The 9445-nt window shown below is 64.4% G+C and carries 8 protein-coding genes; 7 read left to right on the forward strand and 1 reads right to left on the reverse strand.

Annotation, left to right across the window (positions count from 1 at the left end; translation table 11 throughout):
• The 3 genes from EOA38_RS18215 to otsB form a co-directional block, all read left to right on the forward strand.
• On the forward strand, positions 1-1941 hold a 1941-nt coding region (locus EOA38_RS18215; protein ID WP_127299869.1), incomplete at its 5' end, for an amylo-alpha-1,6-glucosidase.
• A 150-nt stretch (positions 1942-2091) separates the two neighbouring features.
• Positions 2092-3879 (forward strand): trehalose-6-phosphate synthase, encoded by a 1788-nt coding sequence (locus tag EOA38_RS18220; protein WP_126092940.1) that lies wholly within the window; start codon positions 2092-2094, stop codon positions 3877-3879.
• Positions 3876-4667: a trehalose-phosphatase gene (otsB, locus tag EOA38_RS18225; RefSeq protein WP_126092941.1), complete on the forward strand. Its 792-nt coding sequence runs from the start codon at positions 3876-3878 to the stop codon at positions 4665-4667. The genes EOA38_RS18220 and otsB overlap by 4 nt, the downstream gene beginning before the upstream one ends.
• A gap of 131 nt (positions 4668-4798) precedes the next feature.
• Here the strand turns inward: otsB and EOA38_RS18230 are convergent, their stop codons facing one another.
• Positions 4799-5830, reverse strand: a complete 1032-nt coding sequence (locus tag EOA38_RS18230; RefSeq protein ID WP_126092942.1) for a hydroxyacid dehydrogenase — start codon at positions 5828-5830, stop codon at positions 4799-4801.
• A gap of 143 nt (positions 5831-5973) precedes the next feature.
• Here EOA38_RS18230 and EOA38_RS18235 point away from each other — a divergent pair, with 143 nt between their 5' ends.
• From EOA38_RS18235 to EOA38_RS18250, 4 genes are all read left to right on the forward strand, one after another.
• Positions 5974-7047, forward strand: a complete 1074-nt coding sequence (locus EOA38_RS18235) for a LacI family DNA-binding transcriptional regulator (RefSeq protein ID WP_126092943.1) — start codon at positions 5974-5976, stop codon at positions 7045-7047.
• A 74-nt stretch (positions 7048-7121) separates the two neighbouring features.
• Positions 7122-8111 (forward strand): substrate-binding domain-containing protein, encoded by a 990-nt coding sequence (locus tag EOA38_RS18240; protein ID WP_126092944.1) that lies wholly within the window; start codon positions 7122-7124, stop codon positions 8109-8111.
• A 69-nt stretch (positions 8112-8180) separates the two neighbouring features.
• Complete coding sequence (locus tag EOA38_RS18245; protein WP_126092945.1) at positions 8181-9173, forward strand: ABC transporter permease; 993 nt, start codon at positions 8181-8183, stop codon at positions 9171-9173.
• A partial coding sequence (locus EOA38_RS18250; protein ID WP_145965989.1) for an ATP-binding cassette domain-containing protein occupies positions 9170-9445 on the forward strand: 276 nt, incomplete at its 3' end. The genes EOA38_RS18245 and EOA38_RS18250, both read left to right, overlap by 4 nt.

The raw sequence follows: 9445 nt of genomic DNA on the forward strand, positions 1-9445 counted from the left end.
TCGCTGCTCGGCGCCTCGCTCAGCCAGGACAATGTGCTGTTCACCAGCAACCTGACCAACCTGCCGATCCAGAGCGCCGCCGGCCGCGACATTCCGCAAGGCGCGATCCATATCGAGCGCGTCAGGCTGATCTGGCAGGACCGGCTGTTCGATCGCATCACGCTTTCCAACTACAGCCGCGAGCACTCGACCATTGCCGTCTCGCTGCATTTCGCCGCCGACTTCCGGGACATGTTCGAGGTGCGCGGCTCGACGCGGCCGAAACGCGGAACGGTCCATGTCGCCAGGACCGAGAAGGCATCGGTGCTGCTCGGCTATGACGGTCTCGACGGGTTGCCGCGCCTGTCGGCGATTTCCTTCTCGCAGGCCCCCGACCGGTTGAGCGACAATCGCGCCGACTTCCTGATCGCGGTCACCAAGCGCAGCAGCAAGGTGCTTTATGTCGAAGTCGGCCCGGAGATCGCGGATACACCCGGGCGCGACCGCTTCCGCGCCGCCGCGGCCCGCGCCCGTTTCGGCATGCGCTCCAAGCGCCGGCATGGTGCCACGGTGCACAGTTCGGGCCGCGTGTTCAACGATTGGGTCGAGCGCGCGCGCGCCGATGTCGCGCTGCTCACCACCGAACTCTCGACCGGGCCCTATCCCTATGCCGGCATTCCGTGGTTCTCGACCGCCTTCGGCCGCGACGGCGTGATTTCGGGGCTGCAGATGCTGTGGCTCAATCCCGGCCTGGCGCGCGGTGTGCTGGCGTTTCTTGCCGAGCATCAGGCGACGGAGACGTCGCCCTTCATCGATTCCCAGCCAGGCAAGATCATGCATGAGACGCGCAAGGGCGAGATGGCGGCGCTGCGCGAACTCCCCTTCGGCCGCTATTATGGCGGTGTCGACACGACCCCGCTCTACATTCATCTCGCCTGCGCCTATGCCGACCGCACCGGCGACATGGCCTTTGTCGACACACTTTGGCCGTCGCTCAAGGCGGCCGCCGAGTGGACGGAAGAGGCAAGCCGGGCGACGGGCTTCGTCACCTACCAGCGCGCGGCCGAGTCCGGTCTTGCCAACCAGGGCTGGAAAGACAGTATCGATTCCGTCTTCCATGCCGACGGACGGATTCCCAAGGGACCGATCGCCCTGGTCGAGGTGCAGGGCTATGTCTTTGCCGCCTATCGGGGCCTCGCCTCGCTCGCGCGCCGCCGCGGCGAGTTCGCCGATGCCGAGCATTGGGAAAACCGCGCCGAGGAAATGCGGTTGGCCGTCGAGCGCGATTTCTGGATGGACGATCTCAACTTCTACGCCCTTGCCATCGATGGCGAGGGCGAACCCTGCAAGGTCCGCACCTCCAATGCCGGGCATCTGCTTTATGTCGGGTTGCCGGAGCTGGAGCGGGCAAAGATGGTCGCCGACCAGTTGCTGTCGGCCTCTTTCCATTCCGGCTGGGGGCTGAGGACGCTCGCGGACGATGCGATCTTCTTCAACCCGATGTCCTACCACAACGGCTCGATCTGGCCGCACGACACCGCGCTTTGCGGCGTCGGCCTGGCGCGTTACGGCGAGCGCGACAGCGTGGTTCGGATGATGAGCGGCACCTTCGAGTCGGCCGTGCATTTCAACATGCGGCTGCCGGAATTGTTCTGCGGCTTCACCCGGGCGCCGGGCGAGGCGCCGATCGCCTATCCGGTCGCCTGCCTGCCGCAGGCCTGGTCGGCAGGCTCCACCTTCATGCTGATGCAGGCCTGCCTCGGCCTGGAAATCGATGGATGGGAAGGCGAACTGCACGTCACGCGCCCAAGGCTGCCGATCGGCATCGATACGCTCACGCTGCGGCATCTCAGCGTCGGCGACAAATCCGTCGACCTCGCTTTCCAACGGGTCGGCGACCGCGTCGTCGCCTTCCTGTCCGACCGGCACGAGGGCATGGTGCCGCTTATCGTGCGAACCTAGAACAAAGGCCGGCAAGGTTGCGTCCGGCAACCGAAAAATGTCGGAACCGATCGCGACTTTGTGCGTTGCGAACTGGTACCGGCCTATCCATCCGCAGCCGGCAAGAACGAAAAACAAAATAGCGGACAGCCGGAGGCAACCTGGCATTCAATGACACAATACGGCGTCGACCTCTTGTGGGTCCTTATCCTTGTAAGTCTCGGACTTTCCGCTCTCGCGATCTTCGTTTCAGTATCTAGGCACCGTCATCAGCATCCAAAGGGTGTGAACACGCCTGCCCCGGGTGACGATGTCGCCTCGGAAGCCGCGCGCAAGGTGTTGCGCGAATTCGAGAAGAACGGGCAGTCGGTCGACGCCGCCCTCGTCACCTGGTCGCCGGAGACGCTGCGCAAGATCCTCACCGAGGACCTGCCGGACGCACAGGTCATCGTCGTTTCCAACCGCGAACCCTACATCCACAATGAGGACAAGAACGGCGATGTCGAACTCGTCGTACCGGCGAGCGGACTGGTCTCGGCACTGGAGCCGATCACGCGCGCCTGCGCCGGCACATGGATCGCCTATGGCGGCGGCAGCGCAGACCACGTCGTGGTCGACGCGAATGACCGGGTGCAGGTGCCGCCTGGCAATCCCTCCTACACGCTGCGCCGGGTCTGGCTGACCGAAGAGCAATATCAGGGCTACTATCTCGGCTTCGCCAATGAAGGGCTGTGGCCGCTCTGCCATGTCGCCTTCACCCGCCCGACCTTCCGCGATTCTGACTGGGAAGCCTATGAGGCTGTCAACCGCAAGTTCGCCGATACGGTGGTCGCCGAGGCCCGCAACGAGCGGCCGATCGTGCTGGTCCAGGATTATCACTTCGCGCTGCTGCCGCGCATGATCCGCGAGCGCTTGCCGGACGCGATCGTCATCACTTTCTGGCACATTCCGTGGCCGAATTCGGAAGTGTTCAGCATCTGCCCATGGCGCGAACGCATCCTCGACGGGCTGCTCGGCAGCTCGATCATTGGGTTCCATACCCAATTCCACGCCAACAACTTCACCGAAAGCGTCGATCGTTTCATGGAGAGCCGGATCGAGCGCGCCGACGCCGCCATATCCTATGGCGGCCAAACGACGCTGGTGCATGCCTATCCGATCTCTATCGAATGGCCCGTCGAGTTGTTGAAGGCCCTGCCTTCGGTCGAGGACTCGCGACAACACATCCGCGAGCGGTTCGGCATTCCGGCCGATGCCAAGCTCTGCGTCGGCGTCGAGCGTCTCGACTACACCAAGGGCATCCTCGACCGCTTCCATGCGCTGGACGAGCTGTTCATCCGCCATCCGGAAACGATCGGCAAGGTGGTGTTCCTGCAGATCGCCGCGCCCAGCCGCGGCTCGCTGCCGGCCTACAAGCAACTGCATGAGGAATGCCTGCGCTTGGCCGAGGAGCTCAACGAGCGCTATGGCAACGAGCATTACCACCCTGTGGTGCTGGTGGCCGAGCATCACTCGCAGAAGGGTGTCTACGAAATCTATCGGGCCGCCGACATCTGCCTCGTCACAAGCCTGCATGACGGAATGAACCTCGTCGCCAAGGAATTTGTCGCCTCCCGCGATGACGAGCAGGGCGTGCTCCTGCTCAGCACCTTCGCCGGCGCCTCGCGCGAGCTGCTGGAGGCGCTGATCGTCAATCCCTATGACGCGGCGATGATGAGCGAGACCATGCTGCAGGCACTCACCATGGGGCCGGAAGAGCAGCACGAGCGCATGCGGCGCATGCGCGAGATCGTCCGCGACAACAACGTCTATCGCTGGGCCGGCAGCATGCTGCTCGACGCGGCGCGGCTCAGGAAGCGCGACGAGCTCGACCGGGTCACGGCTTTATCCGACCGGTCGCTGAATGGCGACAATGTCGTCTCCATATTCGAACGCAAACAGGCAGTCGGATTCCGATGAACTTACAGACAGATTTGACGCCACGACTCCCCGAAGGTCGATGGGCGCTTTTCCTCGACATTGACGGAACCTTGCTGGAACACGCGGCCCATCCGGACAGCGTGTCGGTCGGCGAGGGGCTGCGCCTCCTGCTGGAGACGATCGACCAGCGGCTGGACGGCGCGCTCGCCTTCATCACCGGCCGCTCGATCGCGGCCGTCGACGGCCTGTTCGACCCCTTGAAGCTGCGGATCGCCGGCCTCTATGGGCTGGAACACAGGCTGACGCCGGACGGGCAAATCGAGGCCGCCGACGAGCCGGAGGATATGGCGGCACTGGCCGACGAGATCGAGCTCGAGCTGGCAAGCAAGGCCGTCTATATCGAGCGCAAGGGCCCGGTGCTCGCTATTCACACAAGGGCGGCGCCGCATTTGCTGGCCCGCGCGACGGAACTGGTCGAGGCGGCGCTTGCCCGCCTGCCGGAAGGATACCGGGTCATCGCCGGCAATGCCGGCGTCGAGCTGATGCCGCTCGAAGCCGCCAAGGGGGCGGCGATCAGGCGCTTCATGCAGCTCGATCCGTTCAGCGGCCGGCGTCCGGTATTCCTCGGCGACGACACGTCGGACGAGAACGGCTTTGAGACCGTCAATGCCGCGGGCGGGATCTCGATCCGCGTGAAGCCGCAGGGCGAGACCGCGGCACGCTTCGCCATCGCCGACGTCGCCAGCGCGATCGCCTGGCTCGAGGCGAATTTCGGCACAACCGATGAAGAAGAAATCATCCGCCGCAGTTCGGCATTGCCTACCTAGAGCGGTTCACCGTTTCACGGAAACGGCGACCCGCTGTACCCCTTGTTTTGACGCAATTCCAGACGGAAAACCGCTCACACTTTTCCTGGAATTGCTTTAGCCATACGGAGAATGTGTCGGCCGCCGGTCATTCAGTTTCTGTCGACCGGCTTGGAGCGCATCCGGGAAACGGTCTCGCGCTCGGCGCGCTTGGAGCGCATCGGCGGCAGGCCGCGATCGACGAGGTCCATGTCCTCCAGCACCATGTCGCCCATGCGCTTGAAAGCGACGTCGAGCGCGCCGGCGCGGTGGGCCGAACGCAGGAAGCCGGGCAGGGCGCGGACCGGATGGTCCTTCGCCAACGGCTCCTCCGGGAAGACGTCGCTGGCGGCGACGATGTGGCCGCTCTTCACCGCCGCCATCAAGGCCGCAAAATCGACGACACCGGCGCGGCTGAGGAGGATGAAGGCGGCGCCCTTGCGCATCTTCGCGAAGGCATCGGCGCCGAGGAAACCCTGGTTCTCGCTGGTCACCGAGGCGACGACGAAGACGAAATCGCTTTCCGACAGCACCTTGTCGAGCGAGGCCGGTTCGACGCCGTGCTCGACAAGTACGGAAGGCGGCAGCCATGGGTCATAGACCCTGGTGCGGGTGCGGAAGCCGGAAAGCAGGCGATTGAGCGCGCGGCCAAGATCGCCGAAGCCGATGATGCCCACATCGGCGCCCGAGAGCAGTCGGGCTTTCTGGTTGCCGTCGCCGCCCCACAGCTCCTTGCCTTGCCGGAAGGCGAGGTCGGCATCGACGATGTTGCGCGCCAGGTTGAGCGCCATGGCAAGGCCGAGCTCCGCAACCGGTTCCGCAAACACCAGGCCGGTGGTGACGACGTGGATGCCGCGGGCGAACAGCGTCTCATAGGGCATGTTGTTGATGAGGTTGGTCTCGACATTGAAGATGCAGCGCAGCGCCTTCAATTTCTCCAACGTGTCCGGTGCGATCGGCGGCTGGCCGACGATGTAGCGCGCTTCGGCCAGCACATTCGGAGGCAACTCAGCCACGCCTTCGGGCGTTGTCTCGACGATGCGATATTTTTTGCGAAACAGCGCCAGTTGCGGCGGCGTGAAAATCAGGTCGAGCGTGCGCGGTTCGGGCGCGCTGATCACCAGCGGCGAGGCTTTGTTGGACATGATGTTCCTCCCGGCGCGACTGGATTGCGTCAATCACAACTGCGTTTTTTACTCCGGATGAAACGATTTACAACAGCGAAAAATCGATTTATCGATTACATTAGCAAGAGGGTTTGCGGCCAGCCGCCCGCGGGAGGAGATTAATGGCGCAACAGGAAGCCCAGCAGCGGCGCCCGTCGATCCACGATGTGGCAAGCCATGCCGGCGTGTCCGCGGCGACCGTCTCCAAGGTGCTGGCCGGCGTCACGACGGTGAAGCCGGAAAACGCGCAGCGCGTCCTCGATGCCGTCGAACTGCTCGGCTACCGCGTCGACCCTTTAGCCTCCGACATGCGCCGGGCCAAGCGCCGCATCATCGGCGCCATCATGCCCGAGTTCGAAAGCGAGTTCTTCGGCCAGATGGTCACGGAACTCGAGGGCCTTGCCGAGCAGCGCGGCTACACATTGGTGGCGGCGTCGAGCCGTGAATCCGAGGCGCGGGAGAAAGAGATCCTTGCCCGCATGCATGATTGGCGCGTCGCCGGCGTCGTGCTGGCGCCTGTGCGCAACGAGCATGGTCCCGCGGCCGCCTTCATGAAGGCGAACGGCATGACCGGGGTGCTGATCGACCGCGTGCTTGCCGACGATGCCTTCGACACGGTTTCGGCCGACAGTTCCGCGGCGAGCGCCGAAGTGGCGCGCGCGCTGGTCGGCAAGGGCCATCGCCATATCCTCGTGGTCGGCCTCGGCCAGCAGGCGGCGACTGTGCGTGCCCGTCTTGAGGGGTTCCGCAGCACCGCGCTGGAACTTGCGCCCGACATCCGCATCGACGTTGTGCTTTCCGAAAGCGAGGTCGAGCCTTTGCGGGCGCTGCTTCACGATTATTTCTCCAAGGGGGCTGACAGGGGCGAGCGGCCGACGGCGGTCTATTCGCTGTTCCTCAAGGGCACGCTGGTGGCGCTGTCGGAATTCCGGCGACGCGGCTGGCATTGCCCGAACGACATCTCGCTGGTCGGCTTCGACGATGCCGAATGGATGCAGGTGACCTGGCCGGCCATCGCCGCCGTGGTGCAGCCGGTGCGCGAGATCGCCGGCAACGCAATGGAAGTTTTGTTTCGCAGGATCGAAGGCGAGGGCGGCCCGCCGAGGGCGCGGCTCGAACCTTGCAAGGTGTTGATGCGGGAATCCGTTGGCTCGCCAGGCAGCGTCCCGCATTCCGGGGGAGGAGACCGACAATAGCCCCCATTGTCGACAACGGAAGAAAAGCGCCGGCCCTGGCCCAGACACCCGGCGCAAACAAACGGAGGATTGGAATGACATCGCTTATCCTGAAGATAAATCGATTTACTCTTGCATTGGGCGTCGCCTTGGTAATGTCAGCGGTCGGCGCCGCCAGGGCAGAAGACGGCGAATACGGCGTGCTGATGAAGACGCTGGCCAATCCGTTCTGGGGCGCGATGGCCCAGGGCGTCGCCGACGGCGCCAAGGAAGCCGGCGTGAAATACTTCCAGCAAGCGGCCGAAAGCGACCAGGCGGCCGAGCCGCAGCTCAACCTCTGCAACACGATGCTGGAACGCAAGCCGGTGGCGATGATCACCGCGGCCATCAACTCGACCAACCTCCTGCCTTGCCTGAAGTCGGCGCAGGACGCCGGCATCAAGATCGTCGATCTCGACAACAATCTCGACCAGGCGGTTCTCGACAAGGAAGGCGTCAAGGTCACCTTCCATATCGGCTCCGACAATGTCGCGGCGGGCGCGCAGGGTGCTGAATATCTCGTCTCCAAGCTCGGCAAGGACGCCAAGGGTCCGGTGCTGGTGATCGAAGGTCTCTCCGGCAACATCACCGGCGAGAAGCGCGCCAAGGGCTTCGCCGACAAGCTGAAGGAACTGGCGCCAGGGCTGCAGATCGTCGCTTCGCTGCCGGGCGACTGGGATCGCGGCAAGGCGGCCTCGATCGCCACAGACACGCTGACCGCGCATCCCGATCTCGTCGCCATCTTCTGCGCCAATGACGGCATGGCGCTGGGCGCCGTGGAATCGGTTTACGCTGCGGGCAAAGGCCAGCAGGTGACGATGATCGGCGTCGACGGCAATGTCGATGCGGTGAAGTCGATCAAGGAAGGCCGTCTCAACGCTTCCGTCGCGCAGCTTCCCTATCTCGTCGGCAAGCAGGCGGTCGAGAACGTCAAGAAGGCGCTGGCCGGCGAGAAGGTCGAGGAAAGCGTCGCGGTGCCCACCTTGGTGCTGACCAAGGACGTGCTCGACGCGGGCAAGGAGCCGATGCTGCAATATGTGAAATGAGGCAGTAGGCAGTAGGGGTGCCTAGTCCCTAATCCCCACTGCCTAACCCCTACCCGAAGGGTAAAAAACATGTCTTCCGAAACGGCGCAGCCCGGTTTCTGGGCTCGGGTGCAGCGCGCATCCGTCGAGAGGCTCCACATCAGGCTGGAGTCCCTGGTCGTGCTTCTGGCGCTGAGTGCGGCGATGGCGCTGCTGTCGCCCTTCTTCCTGTCGCTCAGCAATTTCCTCAACATCCTGCTCGCGACCTCGACGATCGGCGTGCTGGCGATTGCCGCCACCTTCGTCATCGGCTCGGGCGGGCTCGACCTTTCGCTCGGATCGGTCATGGGGCTCGCCGGCGTGGCCGGCGCCTTCGTTGCCGTCAATCTCGGCTGGCCGTCGGTGTTCGCCGTGATCGCCTGCATCCTTGCCGGCGCGATTGCCGGCTATATCAACGGGCAATTGGTGACTCGCGCCTTCGTGCCGGCCTTCATCGTCACGCTCGGCATGCTGGGCCTGGCGCGCGGGCTGGCGCTGGTCATCTCGCAGGGCAGGGCGATCTACGGCCTGCCGCCCGAGATCGTCTATATCGGGCAAGGACGGCCCTTGGGCATTCCGATGCCGGTCATCATCTTCGTGCTGACGGCGATCGTCGCGCATGCGGTGCTCGCCTATACGCGCTTCGGCCGCCACACGCTGGCGCTCGGCGACAGCGAGGGTGCCGCGCGCGCGGCCGGCATCCGCGTCGAGCAGCACCGGCGCATCATCTATACGCTGTCCGGCGCGCTCGCCGGCCTTGCCGGTCTGCTCTTCACCGCCCGCGTCAATGCCGGCGATCCGACCGCCGGCATCAATTACGAGCTTACGGCAATCACTGCTGCGATCATCGGCGGCACCAACCTCTTCGGCGGCCGCGCCTCGATCCTTGGAACCATGATCGGCGCGCTGATCATGGGCGTGTTGCAGAACGGCCTGACGCTGCTAGCCGTGCAGTCCTATTACCAGCAGATGGCGATCGGCGCGGTGCTGATCCTCGCGGTCTTCATCGACCAGTACCAGGTGCGGAAGGAGTCGCGCGTATGACCCTGCTTTCGCTCCACGGCATCCGCAAAAGCTTCGGCGCGGTCGACGTGCTGCATGGCGTCGACCTGTCGGTCGCGGCCGGCGAAGTGGTCGGGCTGGTCGGCGACAATGGCGCCGGCAAGTCGACGCTGATGAAGACCATCACCGGCATCTACCGCGCCGACACCGGCTCGATCGAATTCGACGGCAAGGACATCCTTGCGCTCGATCCCGGCCAGCGGCGCCGCCTCGGCATCGAGATGATCTACCAGGATCTTTCGCTCGCTAAACAA

This window comes from Mesorhizobium sp. M1E.F.Ca.ET.041.01.1.1 (assembly GCF_003997355.1).
Classification (GTDB): Bacteria; Pseudomonadota; Alphaproteobacteria; order Rhizobiales; family Rhizobiaceae; genus Mesorhizobium.

Coding starts and splice junctions, on each gene's coding strand:
- EOA38_RS18220 (WP_126092940.1), top strand. CDS start 2,092: ATGACACAATACGGCGTCGACCTCTTGTGGGTCCTTATCCTTGTAAGT.
- otsB (WP_126092941.1), top strand. CDS start 3,876: ATGAACTTACAGACAGATTTGACGCCACGACTCCCCGAAGGTCGATGG.
- EOA38_RS18230 (WP_126092942.1), bottom strand. CDS start 5,830: ATGTCCAACAAAGCCTCGCCGCTGGTGATCAGCGCGCCCGAACCGCGC.
- EOA38_RS18235 (WP_126092943.1), top strand. CDS start 5,974: ATGGCGCAACAGGAAGCCCAGCAGCGGCGCCCGTCGATCCACGATGTG.
- EOA38_RS18240 (WP_126092944.1), top strand. CDS start 7,122: ATGACATCGCTTATCCTGAAGATAAATCGATTTACTCTTGCATTGGGC.
- EOA38_RS18245 (WP_126092945.1), top strand. CDS start 8,181: ATGTCTTCCGAAACGGCGCAGCCCGGTTTCTGGGCTCGGGTGCAGCGC.